General features: G+C 65.6%; 13 protein-coding genes and 4 pseudogenes. 12 read left to right on the top strand and 5 right to left on the bottom strand.

Annotated features, from left to right (window positions below; translation table 11 throughout):
• The first annotated feature begins 72 nt into the window (after positions 1-72).
• Positions 73-735, top strand: coding sequence for a helix-turn-helix domain-containing protein (locus tag ABZ420_RS09345; protein ID WP_357119366.1), 663 nt, complete (start codon positions 73-75; stop codon positions 733-735).
• A 339-nt stretch (positions 736-1074) separates the two neighbouring features.
• Positions 1075-2304: a helix-turn-helix domain-containing protein gene (locus tag ABZ420_RS09350; RefSeq protein WP_357119369.1), complete on the top strand. Its 1230-nt coding sequence runs from the start codon at positions 1075-1077 to the stop codon at positions 2302-2304.
• Positions 2305-2574: 270 nt separating this feature from the next.
• On the opposite strand, the gene ABZ420_RS09355 is transcribed toward ABZ420_RS09350, so the two are convergent.
• The 3 genes and pseudogenes from ABZ420_RS09355 to ABZ420_RS09365 form a co-directional block, all read right to left on the bottom strand.
• On the bottom strand, positions 2575-3912 hold the full coding sequence (locus tag ABZ420_RS09355) for a TetR family transcriptional regulator (protein ID WP_357119372.1): 1338 nt from the start codon (positions 3910-3912) through the stop codon (positions 2575-2577).
• Positions 3913-3981: 69 nt separating this feature from the next.
• A pseudogene (locus ABZ420_RS09360) lies at positions 3982-4089 on the bottom strand (IS3 family transposase); the annotation flags it as partial.
• A 78-nt stretch (positions 4090-4167) separates the two neighbouring features.
• A pseudogene (locus ABZ420_RS09365) lies at positions 4168-4480 on the bottom strand (IS30 family transposase); the annotation flags it as partial.
• Positions 4481-4560: 80 nt separating this feature from the next.
• On the opposite strand from ABZ420_RS09365, the gene ABZ420_RS09370 reads away from it, so the two are divergent.
• Both ABZ420_RS09370 and ABZ420_RS09375 read left to right on the top strand, forming a co-directional pair.
• Positions 4561-4995 (top strand): DUF6802 family protein, encoded by a 435-nt coding sequence (locus ABZ420_RS09370; RefSeq protein WP_357119375.1) that lies wholly within the window; start codon positions 4561-4563, stop codon positions 4993-4995.
• A gap of 829 nt (positions 4996-5824) precedes the next feature.
• Positions 5825-7918: pseudogene (locus tag ABZ420_RS09375) on the top strand (Tn3 family transposase); the annotation flags it as partial.
• 511 nt (positions 7919-8429) lie between these two features.
• Here the strand turns inward: ABZ420_RS09375 and ABZ420_RS09380 are convergent.
• A complete protein-coding gene (locus ABZ420_RS09380) occupies positions 8430-9128 on the bottom strand; it encodes a helix-turn-helix domain-containing protein (protein ID WP_357119378.1) in 699 nt (232 codons plus the stop codon).
• Between the two features lie 142 nt (positions 9129-9270).
• Here ABZ420_RS09380 and ABZ420_RS09385 point away from each other — a divergent pair, with 142 nt between their 5' ends.
• From ABZ420_RS09385 to ABZ420_RS09420, 8 genes are all read left to right on the top strand, one after another.
• A complete protein-coding gene (locus tag ABZ420_RS09385) occupies positions 9271-9945 on the top strand; it encodes an SDR family oxidoreductase (protein ID WP_357119381.1) in 675 nt (224 codons plus the stop codon).
• Positions 9946-10017: 72 nt separating this feature from the next.
• Positions 10018-10389 carry a DoxX family protein gene (locus ABZ420_RS09390; RefSeq protein WP_357119385.1) on the top strand — a complete coding sequence of 124 codons (372 nt, stop codon included), beginning with the start codon at positions 10018-10020 and terminating at the stop codon, positions 10387-10389.
• A 289-nt stretch (positions 10390-10678) separates the two neighbouring features.
• Positions 10679-11455 (top strand): oxidoreductase, encoded by a 777-nt coding sequence (locus ABZ420_RS09395; RefSeq protein ID WP_357119388.1) that lies wholly within the window; start codon positions 10679-10681, stop codon positions 11453-11455.
• An 846-nt stretch (positions 11456-12301) separates the two neighbouring features.
• Positions 12302-12907, top strand: a complete 606-nt coding sequence (locus ABZ420_RS09400) for a TetR/AcrR family transcriptional regulator (RefSeq protein ID WP_357119391.1) — start codon at positions 12302-12304, stop codon at positions 12905-12907.
• A 575-nt stretch (positions 12908-13482) separates the two neighbouring features.
• Positions 13483-15015 (top strand): MorD protein, encoded by a 1533-nt coding sequence (locus ABZ420_RS09405; RefSeq protein WP_357119394.1) that lies wholly within the window; start codon positions 13483-13485, stop codon positions 15013-15015.
• A 21-nt stretch (positions 15016-15036) separates the two neighbouring features.
• Positions 15037-15843, top strand: a complete 807-nt coding sequence (locus ABZ420_RS09410) for a CbbQ/NirQ/NorQ/GpvN family protein (protein ID WP_357119397.1) — start codon at positions 15037-15039, stop codon at positions 15841-15843.
• Positions 15844-15988: 145 nt separating this feature from the next.
• The gene (locus tag ABZ420_RS09415; protein ID WP_357119400.1) at positions 15989-16714 is read left to right on the top strand and encodes a hypothetical protein; all 726 of its coding nucleotides are present in this window, start codon (positions 15989-15991) and stop codon (positions 16712-16714) included.
• 37 nt (positions 16715-16751) lie between these two features.
• Positions 16752-17195, top strand: coding sequence for a hypothetical protein (locus tag ABZ420_RS09420; protein ID WP_357119403.1), 444 nt, complete (start codon positions 16752-16754; stop codon positions 17193-17195).
• Between the two features lie 428 nt (positions 17196-17623).
• Here ABZ420_RS09420 and ABZ420_RS09425 read toward each other — a convergent pair.
• Positions 17624-17860 (bottom strand): annotated as a pseudogene (locus ABZ420_RS09425) (transposase); the annotation flags it as partial.
• Positions 17861-17878: the final 18 nt, after the last annotated feature.

Below are 17878 nucleotides of genomic sequence, written 5' to 3' on the forward strand. Positions count from 1 at the left end.
GCGGCAGTGGTATTCGACAGCTGAAGTTAAAGTGAGCAAAGCTCATTTTTCAACCCTAGACAGGGAAGTGTGATGCCGCACAAGGCCGCCCGACAGCGCCGTCGCCCGACCCAGCAGCGCGCGAAGGAGACGAGGGAGCGGATACTCGACACCGCGGCGCGGTTGTTCGGTGAGTATGGAATCGCTGAAACCTCGACGAACCGGATCGCAGCGGAGGCCGGCTTGAGCATCGGCGCAGTCTATCGGTACTTCCCCGATCGGACCGCGATCGTCGATGAGCTGCTCGAGCGCCTACTCGAAAACGCGGAGCGGCGTTTTACCCACTGGGTCTACGACTTGTCGCAGCGCCCGATAACCCAGCGGCACCCCTCGGTTCCGAAGGTATCCACCGAGATGCTGGAGTTGTTCGCCGAAGAGTTGGTCGCCAACGCGCATCTGGTGCGCGCCCTCGGCGGCGAAGTCCAATCCCATGGCAGCCGCGTTCCCGAGTTCGAACTGCGTCTGCGTCCGCTGGTCAAGGTCCTGTTGATCCAGCTCCTCGGTCCGGGAGACGATCACAAGTACGACCTGATGGCCTACGTGCTGATCAATATCGGCTTCGCGGCGCTGCTGCGCACAACGGCGAGGGAGGTCGACGACGACCAACGGCGCGAGGCCATCGCGATGACCGTTCAGATGATCGGCGCATGGCTCGAGAATGAAGTACGGGCAGCTCAACTGACGTCGCTGCCCTGAGCCGGCAGCAGGATCGCGCAACTGCCAGCCGCCGTTCGCTGTGCGACCGACTTGTGAGTGCTACCGCGAAATGTGAGCAAACCTCTCACGCAACCACCGGGAGATTTCTTCGAACGCCGTGGCGAGTGGTCTTCCGCCGCAGGTCAACGCCGTGATTCACCGACATCGGGAGGTTCGGCAAAGAAGAGTGGAAGGCGAGTTCGGGATCCTCTTATCGTTGGACCAACCGATCATGGGCCGCAGGTCGAATGCGTTCGCCGTGCGAGTTCGGCCGCGCGCGGCGTCCGACCGAACCATCGGCCGGTAGAGCCGTAGCAACTGGGCGGAAGGAAGTCGACGATGACAGCCAACGGGGCACTCCGGGATGGATTGACCGTCTCGGGCGAACCGATGCCATTACCCACACAGGGCGTGCGGGGGGTGTCTCGGCAGCTGGCCGGGCGCTCCATCGACAACGTGATGACCCACGCCGTGCTGCCCGGTGACGACGTCACCCGCTTCTGTCTCGAGCTGTCCGTCAGCATGCTGGACGGGCACGATATTCCGGCGAAGACCGGCTGGCTGGCCGATGCGGCGGCCGATTGGGCGCGGGATGGCGTGCCGATCGACACGATCCTGCATTCGATTCATGAAGGATCGAAGCTCGGTTTGGACTTCATCTTCTCGAAAGGGACGGTGAAGGCCTACGCCGATCTGGTGGACGGCATGAACCTGGTTGTGGAGATGCTCGACATCATGAGCGCCACTGTCGCCTGCGCTTATGTCCGTGAGCACAAGGCGGCGGTCAGTGAGCACCACACCGCCGTCCACACTCTGGCTTCCAGGCTGCTGGGGGGATACACCACCGCACCAACGGCCCGCGAAGACGGAATAGGCATCGCCGAGGAGTATTCCGTTCTGGCAGTGGATGTTCCGAAACACCCGGACGAGCAGCACCCGATGCTCGACGGCAAAGTCGTCGCCCGCCGCAAACTGCGCCGCCTGCAGGCCGAACTCGCTACCCGCTGCGGCGAGAACGCACTCGCGCTGCTGAGTGTGGACGGCGGGACGATCCTGATCCCGACTGCGACGATGAGCGACGAGAGCCTCGACGAACTGCTCGCCCAGCTGTCGGCGGCCGCGCGCGTACCGGTGACAGCGGTCGTTGTCACAGCGTCGGCCATTGGAGTGCCCGGTGCGGCCGATCGCGCTCACGAGCTGCTCGACATGGTGCGGCAACTGCAATGTGCCCCCGCCCTGTATCGTTTCGCCGATATGGCGCTGGAATACCAGCTGACCAGGCCGGGGCCGGGTCGTGAAACTCTCGGGTCGCTACTGGATCCGCTCGACGATCGCCCCGAGCTGTTCCAAACCTTGCGGAGTTATATCAGCAACAACCTCAATCGCCAACGCGCCGCCCGCTCGTTGCAGATCCATGCCAACACCGTCGACTATCGGCTCAGGCGCATCAGCCAGCTGACCGGACTCGATCCCACCACCACGTCGGGCGTGTGGCAGCTACGTTCGGCGCTCATCGCCCGCGCGTTCAGCAAGCGCGGCCAACCCGATAGCCATGTCGACGCAGTGTGAACGGCAATACGAATTACGATCGGTGTGACGAAGTTTCGTGATTGCACGAACATCGGGATCGCAGTCGGAGCCGGTCAGCTCAGCTTCGGCCGGATGCCGCCATCGAATGCGGAGCCCCAACCGGCGATCCATTCTCAGACGGACATACGCGCCGAATTCATCTGCCTGCCTCATGTTGTGGGCGGGCTTGCGCGCGCGGTGTCAGTCGCTGAATGTAACCGCTACGCGCATCAGAGCGGCCAGTTACCCCGCTCCGGTGCCTAATGATGTTTATCCGAAGCTCGATGATGCCACGATTTCGGCTTCGGCTCCGGCCGCGATCAGGCGGGCAGTCATCGCGATGATTTCCTGCCGCTCGCCGGTGTGGGCGTCGACCAACGCGGCGCGGACCGCCGCCGCGAAACCGACGTTGACCAGTACGAATGCTATCACGTCGTGGCCGTTTTCATTGCCGGGGCCGAGCACCCGGATCAGCAGAACGTTCAGCAGGGCGCGCAGGCGCGGTTCGAATCCCGGGAGACCGCTGTTATAGTACGCCAGTCCTGCCGCCAGCGCCCGCACCAGTGGGGCGTTGACCACCAATTCGTCGGTGATGGCCTCGAGAATGGTGACGGCCAGTTCCAGAACGCTTCTGTCGGCGGAATCGGACACGCTGCGAATGAGGTGCTGTTCAATACTTTCCAGCAGCTTTTCCAGCAATTCTTCCACAATGTCCGTACGGTCGGAGAAGTGGCGATACACGGTATTGACACTCACCCCGGCCTCGGCCGCGATCCGGTTGGTCGAGGTGTTGGCGATGCCGTGTTCTCCGAAAAGGCGTGCGGCGGTATCGAGGATGTGCTCCCTGGTGGCCTTCGCGCGTTCCTGCGTCGGACGGCGAGTCGCCTTCCTCGGCGGGGTCATGTACTCGCTCCTGTCTGCCGGCCCGGGAAGGCCAGGTGCTGCGCGACTAACGGCGCGCCGCTTGTTCGGCATTCGACCTGCGTCAGGCCGAGCTTGTGTGCGTTCGGATTCGATCCACGCCGCGACAGCACGCGCGGTGATGGTGAGTGCCTGCCTACGTTGCTGGGTGTCATTCTCGAGCACCGATGCGCGGAGCGCTGCCGCGATCCCGGTGTTGACCAACACGATGCTCATAATGTCGTATTTGTGGTCGTCGCCCGGGCCGAGCAGCTGGATAACCAGCACCTTGGCGAAGAGACGTAGACGGAGTTCGAGCTCGGGGATGCCGGTGTCATAGAACGAGACGCCGACCGAGAGCGCACGTATCAACTGGGCGTTAGCCGTCAACTCGTCGGTGATGACCTCCAAGATGGACGCCATCAGTTCTGCGGTGGTTTGCTCGGCGAGGCCGAAGACACGCTGAGTGAAGCGTTGTTCGGCATTTTCGAGTAGCCGCTCGATCAGCTTGTCCACCATGACGGTGCGGTCTGTGAAGTGACGGTAGATGGTGCCGATGCTCACTCCGGCCTCGGTGGCGATCCGGTTGGTCGAGGTGTTCGCGATCCCGTGCTCTCCGAAAAGGCGTGCGGCACTGTCGAGGATGTGCTCGCGGGTTGCCTTCGCGCGTTCCTGGGTCGGACGACGGGTCCCACTGTTCGGCGGCATAAGTTACTCCTGCCTGCTGTCTCCGGGAAGGTCACTGGACCGTCACGGTGAGGGACTGGCGCTTCGGTGTCAGACCAGCGCCGGTCGGCGTGGTGGTTGTTGAGCGTAGTAGGCGGCTTCGTACTCGGCTGGGGTTAGGTAGTCCAGGCGGGAATGCAGACGGGCGTTGTTGTACCAGTCGACCCATTACATGATTGAACAGGCCGATGATCGATCCGCGAGGGCGTTGTCATAGCGATCTCCGACTGGGCGGATTCAACTGGTCGACGCAACATGTTGTTGCAGCGATCGTAGGTGCTCGGCCATCGCTACGGCCGGTGTCCGTCATCGGAGGACTTCCCGGGGACGGTTGTTGAGCGCGAGTGGGCCACTGCGGCCAGCTCGGCAGCGCTCCACCGGGAAAGGTCGGTGGCCTTCGGAAAATATTGTTGGAGAGGCTCCTTCGTGTTCTCGTTCGTGCCTCGCTGCCACAGGCTGTGAGGATCGGAGAAGATCACCGGGATCCCGGTCTTGCGGGTGATGTCAGCGTGCCCCCACATGCCTTGCCGCGGTCCCACGTCAGCGATCTCGAAGCGCTGAGCTCCAACTCACGCCCTCACCCCGAGCCGCCGTACGCCGTTTTCCAGTCACGCCTTCGCGGGTGCGCAGGTGGCCCAGGTCGGCTTTGAATTCGGCGACCAGTGGTACAAGGTATTGAATGGCGACCACGACCTCGATACTCTGGGCCGATGCTGGCCGAGTTCTTCGAAGGTATGGTGCCCGAAAGCAGGTGCCATGGTCACGTCGGGTGATCTTCCGGGACTAGATCTACCGCATATCGACGCGCACGCCGAATTAGGCGGCCTCGGTACCGTCGAACTGCACCATCCCACCCAGGATATCGACCAAGACGGTCTGCTCGACAGCGTGACCATCACCGGCGACGATGCCATGCAGGTGTGGACCGACGTTGATCACGACGGCTTCGCCGATCACGTCAAGGTGGTGGAGAAGGACGGCGACTATACCGCCTGGGAGTTCCATCGACACCCGGACGGAACCTCGGAGTGGATTCGGACGGATCAGGGGCGGCTGGGCACTTGAGCGGTGCCGCCTTCCCGTTGAGGGAGGCTGCGGCAGCGCCGGGTCGGGCTATGTCGGAACCGCGCCGACACTCGTTGCACGACACCATGCGGATGGGTTGTCGATTCGGCGAGATAGCGACCCCCGTCAGCACTTTGCAGCGTCTGAAACAGCTACCAGCTGGCAGTCGGTCACCGAAAGATCCCATCGGTCTCCGGGCGGGTGCGGCGGGATCGATCTCGTCGTGGGCGCTGAACCACCACCATCCTGTATCCCCTTAGCGGCGAAACAGTTCGAACTGGTTACCAGTTCGACGGCAGAACCAGGTTTGACCCAGCCCTTCTCGACCGAATTCAGCCACCCCATTCGCGACACAAGCTCCGTGAGTGGGGTAGTACAACCAACGCGAGGACTTCACGGGTTTGCCGCACAACTCTGCCAACGGGATTCACCGGGTCCCGGCCGATACTTGTGGCGTCCCAACCGGTTCGGCGTCGTCGTACTCCAAACATTCAAAAGGAACACCCACCGCGTCAATACTGAAAGGACACCCACGTTGTACAAATTTCAGCGGATACACCCACACTGGGTGAATTTTCGTTGTCGATTAATACAAAGGCACCCACGCTGGGCGACTTTCAACCCAGGACCCCAGACCGGGTAGCTATGCGGCCTCGGCAGACGAAGCTGACGACCACGGCTGCCGAACAGGCCACCGCGACGCGACGAGCGGACCGAACACCGCCCCGCAGCCATGCTTGGTTCGGTCTGCGGTGAAGGCCGGTTGCTGGTTGGCGTGTCTCCCAACGCTGATGGTGGGTGCGGGAGGTCGGTTTCGTGGCGACGCGGGGTGTTCGCGGATGAGGAGTTGGCGCGTCTGCGGGAGTTCCCGGAGATCGGGCGTGAGGAGTTGTTCCGGTTCTTCACGCTCTCGCCGGCGGATCTGGCGTTCGTCGATCCCGGGCGCGTGGTCGTGGTCCGGCTGATCGGCTCGGTATCGCTATCGCGCTGTTCACGTTGCCGTGGCTGGGATTCGTGCCCGATCGCGTGGTGACCGCCCCGCCGGTCGCGGTAGCCAGGTTGGCCGAGCAGTTGCGGATGGATGGCACCGAGATCCGTTCCTACGGGTGCCGTGCCCAGACCCGCACCGATCAACTGCGGCTGGTCGCCCAGTACCTGGGCTGGCGGGCGGCCGGTGCGCTCGAACTCGAGGAGCTCGACGAGTTCCTGCTCGCGCGGGCGATGGAGCACGATTCCCCGACCTTGTTGTTCCGGTTGGGATGTGAGTATTTGATCTCGGCGCGGGTGATCCGCCCCGGCCCGGTGAGCATGGTCGAACGCATCGCCCACGCCCGCGAGCAGGCCCAGCGCGAAACCGACGACCGCCTGTCCCACGAGTTCACCCCGGCCCGCTGCGCCGAACTGGATGCGCTGCTGGCCGTCGACGCCTCGCTCGGGGTGTCGCGGTTGCGGTGGCTGTCGACCGGGCCGGTGGAGGCCTCGGCGGCCGCGGTGCGGACCGAGGTCGAGAAGCTGGCGTTCCTGCGCGGGTTGGGTGCGGACCGCCTGGATCTGTCGGTGCTGCCCGCCGAGCGCCGCCGGTTCCTGGCCACGATGGGCCGCCGGTTGACCCCGCAGGCGCTGGAACGCCGGGACCCGCAGCGCCGGTATCCGATCCTTCTCACTGTGTTGGCCCAGTCCGGCACCGATGTGCTCGATGAGGTCGTGGCGTTGTTCGATCAGGCGATCTCGGCGAAATTCGGTGCCGCCGAACGCCGGATGCAGGCCGAACTCGCCGAGCGCGGCAAGTCCGGCGAGGACCGCCAGGCCCTGTTGGATGATCTGCTCGCGATCGTCACCGATCCGGCTGTCGCCGATGAGGAGATCGGCGCGCTGATCCGCGGCGAGAAGGTCGGATGGGACCGGCTGCGGGCGGCGATCGCGCAGGCCAAACCCGGTTGCCGCGTGACCACGGACATCTGGCCGCGCTGGATTCCTGTTCGTACCGGGCTCACGCCGCTACGCCGACCCGGCCGCCTACCTACTCACCAGCGACCAGTGGGAACCACAACGCGACGAGTTCTGCCGCCTGGTCGGGCGATCGGCCGACCCCGGCGTCGCCCTGGCCGGCGTGGTCGAGGAGTTGCACACCGCGGTCGCCGAACTCGAGGCGGTGCTCGCAGAAGGAGAGGGCCCGGGGCGCCTGGACGGCGAGTCCGGGGATCTGATCATCTCCCCGCTGACCGCCGAAGACGTTCCGGCCGAAGCGATCGCGCTCAAGGCTGAGCTGACCGAAATGCTACCGTTCGCCCCGATCGTCTCGCTACTGATCGAGCTGGACAAACGCACCGGCTACCTGGACTGCTTCACCCACGCCGGCGGTCAGGCCACCCGAACCCCGGAGTTGAAACGCAACCTGATCGCAGTGCTGCTGGCGCACTCGACCAACCTGGGATTGATGCGGATGGCCGAGGCCTGTGGCATCTCCGACGACATCCTGTCCTGGATCGACGAATGGTATGTGCGTGAGGAGACCCTGCGCGCGGCCAACCTCGCGATCATCGACTACCACCAGCGGCTCCCGCTCACTCCGGTGTTCGGCGCCGGGACGCTGTCGTCCAGTGATGGGCAGCGGTTCCCGACGCGCGGGAAATCGACCACGGCGCGACCGTTGAGCCGCTGCTTCGCGAACGAGGGCCTTTCGACCTATACCCATGTCACCGACCAGCGCGCCACCTACGGCACCAAGGTGATCGTGGCGACCAAACGCGAAGCCCACTACGTGCTCGACGAGATCCTGGGCAACGCCACCGATATGCCGATCACCGAACACGCCACCGACACCCACGGCGTCACCCTGGTCGACTTCGGCCTGTTCGATCTGCTCGGGATGCAACTGTCCCCGCGGATCCGGGACCTGGGCCGCATCACCCTCTACCGGCCGCTACGCGTGCGCGACACCTTGTTCTGAGCTCTGGCATATCCGGCCGCCGCTCTGCGGTGCTGATCGCCACTGTTCGGGTGGCGAGTCAGCGCTGCGCTGCCCGGGGCTCGGGGCTCGGGGCTCGGGGCTCGGGGCTCGGGGCTCGGGAAGATTCGATCATGCAGTCGCGCAGTCGTTTCCCCGCCTGCGGTGCATTGTGCTGCGTGCTGCGGACCAGGCCGCCGTTGGTGTGCTGCAGCATGAGCAGGTCGCTGTGGTGAAAGTCCGGACGGACCGCACCCGCGGCCTTCGCGCGTTCGGCGAGGGTGATCCATGGCAGGTGCGCCGGGACCAGTCGTCATACGTCGCGATGATGTGGCTGACGACTCCGCCTTGCGCGGGCGCTGTGGGCCCTCGGGGGGTCTGCTGCGGGCCTGATCTCCGGTTCAGCCGCGGTCATGTTCGCCGCTGCACATAGCGCGTACAGCCCCTGCAGGGCCTGGCGTCGGGGAGGCCGGTGGCAGCATGGCCCTCAATCCTTCTTCGCTGGTTCCGGCGAGGCGGAGCGCTCCTGACTGGCACGCAGCATGGCGTTGTAGAGGGCGCGGGGCTCGGGCGAGTCGGGCAGGGGGCCGCGGGCCGGGGCCTCGAAGGACTGGAGCATCAGAGCGACGACACGTTTCCAGGCATCGGGCGCGGCGTCGCCGGTGGCGTTGACGACGCCGGCAGTGACCATGTGCACCAGCACCAGGTCCTCGGGGGTGAAGTCCTCACGCAGACGTCCTGCGGCCTTGGCGCGGCCGATGAGCTGGACAACGGCCTCGTACGCCTGGTCTCGGCGCTCCTCCAGAGCCTTGGCCGTGGGGAAGGTCATGGTCAGCACGTCGGCGAAGCCGTAGTCGGCGGCCTGCATCGCGCAGGCGGTCTCGATGAACCCCGCGAGACCGTGCCAGGGATCGGGGTCGTCGAGCGCGACGCCGACCGCCTCGACGTAGGCGTCCATACGGTCGGCGAAGACCGCGGCGACCAGTTCCTCCTTTGTCGGGAACCTGCGGAACAGCGTGGCGATGCCCACTCCCGCCTCGCGGGCGACGGAAGCCATGGAGGCATGCAGGCCCTCACGCCTGAACAGCGTGCGCGCGGCGGCGACGATCCGCGCGCGGTTGCGCTCCGCGTCGCTGCGCAGAGGGTGCGCGGCAGGGTCGTCGCTGGCTTGGGCGTCAAGGTTCATGACACTCACCCTACCTAATCGGAATACCCTATCCGATTCTAGTGTTATCGTAGTCATCGCGAAACGGACAGGCCTTTCCAAATCGCGAATCGGATAGACCTTTCCGCATCGAGTGATACCTCCCCATCGAAAGGACTTCACCATGCCCAGCATCGCCATCGTCGGAGCCGGCCCCGGAATGGGCCTCGCCATCGCCCGCACCTTCGGCTCGCGCGGCTTCGACGTCGCTCTGATCGCCCGCAACCGCGCCAAGCTCGACGACCTGGTCGGCCGGCTCACCGCCGAGGGCATCACCGCCGCGGCGTTCCCGGCGGACGTGCTCGACCACGACGCGCTGACCCAGGCCCTCGAGGACGGCGCCTCCCGCTTCGGCGGCATCGACGTCCTGGAGCACTCCCCCGCTCCGAGCATCGGCTCCATGACCCTCACCTCCCCGTCCCAGACCAGCGCCTCCGATGTACAGGGATGGATCGACTTCCTGCTCTGCAGCGCCATCACCGCCACCCAGGCCGTCCTGCCCGCGATGCGTGAGGCCGGCGCGGGCACCCTGCTCTTCACCAACGGTGCCGGCTCGGTCGACCCCAACCCGATGCTCGGCAACGTCAACCCCGCCCAGGCGGCGCTGCGCAACTGGGCGCTCAACCTGCACAAGGAGCTGGCCGGCACCGGTATCCAGGCCGCGCACGTCGCCATCGGCGTGTGGATCGGCGCGGGCGGCCCTCCCGAAATCCCGACCGCCGAAGCCGAGGAGATCGCCCCTCTCTACTGGGACCTGCACACCCAGCGCGACGAAGCCGAACGCGTCTTCACCGTCTGAGGCCCCGCCCTCTCCTGATCCGCCGCGGCGTTCTCCGCCCCGGCGCCACCGAAGAAGAAAGTCCCCGCTCCGATGAACATCTTCCTGTGGATCCTGCAAGGCGTCCTCGCCACCCTGTTCGTGGCCGCGGGCATCCTGAAGTCCACCCAGCCCCGGGACAAGCTCATATCCCAGCTGCCCTGGGTCAGTGACGTCCCCACACCCGGGGTGCGTCTGATCGGCGTCGCCGAACTCGCCGGCGGCGTGGGCATGATCCTGCCCGCCGTCACCGGCATCGCCACCGTGCTCACCCCACTGGCCGCCACAGGCCTGGCTGGGATCATGATCCTGGCCGTGGGCCTCCACGCCCGCCGCAAGGAACCGCAGGCGATCGGGTTCAACGCGATCCTGCTCGCCGGCGCAGTCCTCGTCGCATGGGGACGGTTCGGGCCCTACGCCTTCTGACCGTCGGCACCGCGCCGAACAGGTCGGCGACCGACATCACCCTGTACGACTACGGCGCCTTCCCCCGTCCGGAATTCATCGACCGCACCGCCGGTATCGCCGATGTACACCTCACCGATGCCGAGATGGCGGACCTCCTCGCCTTAGGTCCTGGGCGAGGAGGTCCGCTACGAGCGAGACGTTCCGTAGTGGTGAGTGTGCACACAGACCAGCTCCAAGCCTGCGAGCGGGGCCGAACGTCTCGCCCGCGGCCCCAAGCACAACAATCGTTCCCGACATTGGAGAAACCATGAATCTCGATCTCGCCGACAAGACAGCCGTTGTCACCGGCGCCAGCCGGGGTATCGGACTGGCCGTCGTCCGCACCCTGATCGGTGAAGGCGCCCGGGTCGTCGGTGCCGCCCGCACCATCACTACCGAACTGAAAGACACTGGCGCGTATACCGTCTCGGCCGACCTGAGCACTCCCGGCGGCGTGTCCGCCCTGGCCGATACCGCGCTGGCCGAGCTGGGTGGTGTCGACCTGCTGGTCAACAACCTAGGAGGCGGGGAGGGAAGCTTCGGTTTCCTCGATGCCGATGACGCCGAATGGGCTCGCATGTTCGACGTCAATGTGTTGAGCGCTGTCCGTACCACACGGGCGACCCTGCCCAGCCTGATCGAGCGCCGGGGAGCGATCGTCAACATCTCCTCCACCGCCGCCCGCACACCCGGGAATGTCCCGGCCACCTACAGCGCGGCCAAGGCGGCCGTTACCGCCCTCGGAAAGTCCCTGGCCGAGGAATTCGGACCCCGTGGCGTTCGCGTGAACACCATTTCCCCCGGCCTGGTCCGCACCTCCATCTACGAAAACCCCGACGGCCCGGTCGCCAAAGCCGCCACCGCGGCCGGCCAGAGCCTGCCCGAGTTCATCGAGCAGCTCACCAACGGCTCGCAGATCACGACCGGCCGGATGACCGAGCCCGAGGAAGTGGCCGCCCTGGTCGCATTCCTCCTATCCGATGTCGCCGCCAACATCACCGGCGTCGACTACGTCATCGACGGCGGTGCAATCAAAACGGTCTGACCCGTGTCGCATCGTCATACCACGGTGTCGAGCGGCACCCACCGCCCTGCAACGCCTTCGCAGTCCGATCCGTCGGTTCAGCGACCACCCGTCGGGGATTGCCTGATAACCAGTGCTGTGTCAGGCAACGTTCGGTAGGTAATCGGGCTGTCGGATCTTCGAGCCGACGGAAGCCACGGAAGGTCCGGCGTGCTGGTTGAGCCAGCGGATGTAGTCACAGATCGTCGTGTCCTGCTCGTCGTGGCTGCGGTGATCGATGAGGTCCGTTCTCCACCTCGTCACGGGTCCGCCAGGCCCGGCGATAGACCAGCTCGGCCTTCAATGTGGAGAAGAAGTTGTCCATCAGCGCATTGGTGTCCTGAAGAGAACAGGAGGTTCTTGGTGTAGAACACGAATTGCGTTGTGCTCGTGCTGTTGTGGAGATGAAGATAAATCCTTCGGCACCGGCACCGGCGCCGGCATGCGGGTGCAGGTGTCAAACCGCCCCGAGCTGCTGCGGTGAATGAGTCGTGGTGGTGATCGTCGCTGCTGTGGAACGTCACACCGAGTTGCCCTGGGTGGTGCTGTGTGTGAAGCGGTATCGACCGAAGCTCCTGCGAGTTCTCGCTGCTGCCTGACCGCGCCCGCCACCGCCGGTCGACGTCTGTGCCGACTCCCAATTCGATGACTCTGGTCAGCTATTGTCGACAGTTCCCGCTGAGGACCTGCGGGTGCCGTACTTGCCAACCCGGTCGGGTGACTGGCGCATTCCCGCGTTATCCGCGCCTGCGGGCCGTTGAGGCAGTCGGGTCAAAGTGGATGATAAATTGACCTCAGTCATGTCAACTGTGGAAATGGTGGTCTTTCATGCCCGCGCGCGCGACGACGTCGATCCGTGATCTCAAGCGTCAGCAGACGCGGGAACGGCTGCTGGCCGCGGCGATCGTCGAGTTCCGGCGTGCCGGGTTGGCCGCCGCGGAGATCAGTACCATCGTCGCGGCCGCCGGTGTCGCCCACGGTACGTTCTTCTTCCACTTTCCCACCAAGGAACATGTGCTGATCGAGCTCGAGAAGCGCGAAGAGACGCGGATGGCCGCCGAGCTGCGCAAGGTCTTCGCTCAGCCGCACGATCTGCGGACCGTGCTACTCGAGACGGTCCGAGTCGTGGAGAAGCTGGAAGTGCGCTTGGGGGAACGCCTGTTCAAGGATTTCCTTGCGCTGCACTTCTCGACCAGCCGAGGCCCGTCCGAGGAATGGGCCGAGCACCCGATGATCGTCGCGGTCGTAGAGGAGATCGAGCAGGCGCGCCAGGCGGGGGAGACCAACGGCCTGACCGACTCCCTGCACCACGGCGTGTTCTTCCTGCTCGGACTCTACGCGCTGCTGATCACCGTCCCCGGCGATCCTACGGTCCGCGGCCCGGTGCTCAACCAGTTCGTCGCTACGACCCTGCACGCCATGACCGCCGCCTGAGCGGATTTCGTCCCACCCTTTCAGCCCGCTGCCGCAGATGCGTCGGTGGCCCTCGATCCCGGCCCGTCGGCTCATCCTGGCTATCCGCGCCGGGTTCCCACCCGATCGGCGGATGCGCCCCGACGCTCTGTGTATGGCGGAGTCGGCTCGCGACGCTCGCCGTGCTCGCTCGTGTCTCGAGATTCTGACTCAGATCAGCGATATGCACAAATTATCAGGGGGTTGTCCGAGGTATTGCCTGTAAGAGTAGGGTTTTGCGCTTTTCTTGGACTCGGCTTATTGACGTGAATCAGTGAAGTCGGGTAGAAATCTCTCATGGACACGGTGCACTCTCCTCGACCGGGCTTCGCAGCGAGGTCGAGGGGCAAGGGGTTGCTCGTCCTCGCCGTCGAAGCGGGATCCGGGCGCGTCCGCCCGGCCGCGTACCGAGAAGAGAGGTTCGATCATGTGGCAGGACATCGTTCGTTTGCTCGTGTCGTGGGCGGCGATGGGGGCCGTGATCGGCTTCTGGTACTGGGTGATGCGCAATATCGGGACCTTCTGATCCCGGCGCGGCGTCGAGGAACGGTCGCGCGGTGAGCGCGACCGGCGACCTCGACTCGGCGGCCGAACTCGAGCACAGCTGCGCCGTGGTCGCCGTGGCCGTCTCCGACGACCGACGCGACGGAGTCCGGATCGTCACCGGCGACAGTCGCAGTTTCGGCCTCGACGCGACCCGCCGATTCGTGCACGTCCCGTTTCCCTCGCTGCGCGCGGACTGGACGCTGCGATCGGTGACCTGCGGTGTGGCGCTGCAATGTTCGCCGTCCAAGGAACGGATCGCGGAATCGGGCCTGCGCGAGCTGTCACCGCGTGAACGTCGAAGCTTGTCGATGGTCGAGGGTGGCGTGGCGGCCGACTGGATCGGTGAGCGACTGCCCGGACTGCTGCCCGAGATTCACCGCGCCATCCCCGAGTTGAGCATTCTCGATTCGGGTCTCGAGGGGTGGGAGATGCTGGAACGGGCTCGGCAGTGGGCGCGTGATCACCCGCGGGTGGCAGCGCATCCGCTGCTCGGAGTGCTACCGCTCGGCGCCCCGGGCGGAAACGCGGTGACCGCGGCGGTGCGGCGCATGTACGGGCGCATGCCGTGGACCACGCCGCGCACCGACGCCTACCGGGCGATGTCGGTCCCGGTGGGCGGCGAAGGCGGGGTGCGCAATCCCAATGAGCCGCCGCCGAGTCGGCCGGAGAACGAGGACATCGCCATCGATCCCGATCACCGGGTGGGGATTCCCTATCCGGAATGGAACATGTGGACCCAGAGCTACTTGCGCGACCACGTCGCGGTACTCGAACGCGCGCTGGCGCCCCCGCGCCACGCGGCGGCCGCGGTGTCGCCCGAGATCCGCCGCTGGTTCGAGCACCGCACCCATCGGGGCATGCGCGGCGGCCTGGAAGACGGATCCGACCTCGACATCGACCGCTACACGAGTTATCACGTGGACACGCTGACCGGTCCCGCGTCCGCGGCGCGGGTCTTTCGCGATCTGGCGCCGCACTCGCGTGACGTGGTGACCGCGGTGCTGCTCGATGGCAGCTCCTCACTCAGCGCGCACGGTGGCCGGGTGTTCCGACTCGAGTTGGCGTGCGCGGACGCGCTGTCGCGCGCCATGTCGGCGACCCGACAGGCACACGCGATCTTCGTCTTCACCGGCAACACCCGCCACCGTGTGGAAGTGCTGTGTCTCAAGAACTTCGACGAACGCGGCCACATCGACCCCAGCGCCGCTGGACTCGGGACCGGGGGATACACGCGTCTGGGCGCGCCGCTGCGGCACCTGACCGCTCGGCTGCTGGGCCAGCGTGCCGAGCGTCGCCAACTCCTGGTCCTGGGCGACGGATTGATCTCCGACGAGGGCTACGAGGGCCGCTACGCGTGGGCGGACGCGGCGCAGGCGGTGCAGGAGGCCACCGAGGCCGGGGTCAGCGTCTACTACCTCGGCGTCGGCCCGGTCCGTGTCGATCCGTTGCCCACTGTGTTCGGGGAACCCCGCTCACGCCGTCTGCGCCGGATCGAGGATCTGCCTCGCGCACTGGCCGAAGTCCACCGCGAACTGGTCTCTTGACCACAGGATCGAGAGTGTGAGATGAGCACCGACTGCTACATCGCCTCCGGCGACGACATCACAGTGTTCGAAAGGGCGTTCCAGCAACAGGTCCCGGTCATGCTGACCGGGCCCACCGGGTGCGGAAAGACCCGCCTGGTGGAGCATATGGGACGGCTGCTCGGTCGACCCGTCGTTACGATCAGCTGCCACGACGACCTGACCAGCTCGGATCTGGTGGGCCGGTTCCTGGTCTCGGGTGGCGACGTGATCTGGAACGACGGCCCCCTGACCAGGGCGGTGCGCACCGGCGCGATCTGCTATCTCGACGAAGTGGTGGAAGCGCGCCACGACTCGCTGGCCATCCTGCACTCGCTCACCGACCACCGCCGCACCCTCTACCTCGACCGCGCCGACGAAACCATCCACGCGCCCGATACTTTCATGCTCGTCTGCTCCTACAACCCCGCCTACCGCAGCTCGCTCAAAGACCTCAAGCCATCGTTCCGGCAGCGATTCGCCACCCTGGCGATCGACTACCTCGACGCCGACCGCGAGGCCCAAGTGGTGAGCACCGAAGCCGGGATCGAGTACCCGGTGGCGCGACGTCTGGTCGCGTGCGCGGCATTGATCCGTCGAGCCGAGCAGGTTCACCATTTCGACCCGCCCTCGACACGAGTCCTGGTCGCGGCGGGGCGTCTCATCGCCGCGGGCGTACCCGAGATCGAGGCGGCCCACGTTTGCGTATTGGCCCCGTTGAGCAGCGACGGCGCCATCGACGACGGATTGCGCGAGATCGCAGCCGCCACGTTGTCCCCGACGGGATCGACACCCGCGCAGGATCGATAAGGAGGGCTCACCGCCTCATGAATGAACAGGATCGCAGGCGCCGCCGCGCGCTGATCGCCGTCCAGGTCTTCGCCTACGGATTCCTGCTGGCAATGTTCCTCATCCAACTACACATGTACTCGGTTCGGGACTGGTAGGAGTCGCGATGAAGTTCCTCACCCTCGCCCGGCGTCGCACGAACGAGACCACACCCCCCGACCGGTCCGACAGCTACGATCGCCACCACGAAGACAGTAAGCGAGCACAGCGCGAAGCGGACCGGTGGCTGACCGCGGGCACCCTGCTGATGGGCACCCTGGTCCTGGGCATCGTCGGACTGCCCGTCTTTCTACGTGGGGTGCTGCTGCAACGCAGAGCCCAGCAGGCCGGCCTGTCGGTGCGACCGATCATCGTCACCCTCATCGGCTACTTGGTCATCCTCGACGCCGCCCTCAACAGCCTCGGCTGGGCCCTGGACCTGCTCGCCAACCACACCCTCATCGCCCGGGTGATCCTCACCGCCTGGGGCAATTTCTTCGACGCCGGCTACTTCTGGCACTACAACGAACTGTGGATCGGCGGCGCGGGCGCGCCGGGGGAGAAGAGCTGGGAGGTCGCGCTCATGCTCACCGTGTTCCCCATGCGCATCGCCGCGGCGATCGCCTTCCTCCAGATGAAGCGCTGGGGCCACCAATGGATGATCGTCACCTGCTGGTTCGGCCTGGTGATCTGGGTCGGCTACACGTTCAACATGACCATGTACGCCGACGTCCGCTACGCCGGCGTCGTGCTGCCGGTGATCGGCTGGTGGCTCTACGACATCTTCTACATCACCCCGTTCCTCGCGATCCCCTACCTGCACACGGTCAACCGCGAGATCTTCTCCGACTGAACCGCCACACGCCCTTCCAGAACGCCGAGGTCCACCCATGACGAAACCCGCACCCGCGCAGACGAAATCGGACAGCACCGAGCTGCCGCCGGGCACCACCGCCGAGAACGCGCGCATGCACCGATGGCTGCGGCGTGCCATCTTCGTCTGCCTGTTCGCCCTGGTCACCGAGGGCGCGTTCACCGTGCCCGCCCTGGCGCTGTGGTACGGCTGGCCGACGCTGTCGTTCACCGAGATATGCAGCGAACTGATGAAGGTCCGCTACTCCGACGACACCGTCGAGTGCGAACACCCCTACCCACTGAGCGGCCCGCCCTTCGGCGGCGCCCCCGAAGCCGCGGGCCAGGCCACCGCCCGCGACGACTGGGGCATCCAACCCAAGCCGGGCTGGGACCGCATCGGCTTCCGTGAACTCGTCCGCATCCACGAAGAACGCATCGCGCGTCAGGAAGCCGCCAGGAACGCACCGCCGCCACGCTGAGGAAGAGTGCCGAAAGGTCCGGGTGCGGCGCCGCGGTGACGAACCCGGACCTTTCGGCTGCCGTCCTTCCCACAGACACCGACCCCTGACAGGTGAGCGCGCTCCAGCGGCGCGTGACGTAGGGCCTGTAAATACAACGGTGTAACTCCCGATCAAGGAGTGGCACTTGATGTCTGAGGTGAAGCGGCCGAGATGGCCGATGGTATTGGGTCATGAAGAACATCGGAACCTTCTGAGAGAATCAGCTTTCGGTCGGCCGACAACAGCGTCTACCTAGCCTCGATCTTTCGCGGGGGTGAGGTGCTGGCCTGAGTGGGTTCGGATTGGTGTTTCGATGTAGTTTCCCGATTGCGGGTGCGGCAGTCAGCCCGCGCAGCGGGCTGACTGCCGGGTTCCACGGACCTTGGGGGGTTGGTTTCCTTGGTTGGCCGCAACAACGCCAGGTCCGCGGCGCAATCACCACCGATCGCGCGGGCCACGGCTAGATCCGGGACGATCTTGCCGGGATCGTGGATGGCCAACGGTTTGCGCCAAAGCCTCAACTGTTCCGATGAACCGCTGCTCTACCCGATCTTCTCGGCAGTGCGCAGCAGTAGCGTCGAACCTGCGTGTGACACCACGCCCGAACCTTCACCGTCGATGACCAGCCACGGAGACGGCGATATGGACTAGCTCACCGCGCG

This window comes from Nocardia sp. NPDC005745, from assembly GCF_040630775.1.
GTDB lineage: Bacteria > Actinomycetota > Actinomycetes > Mycobacteriales > Mycobacteriaceae > Nocardia.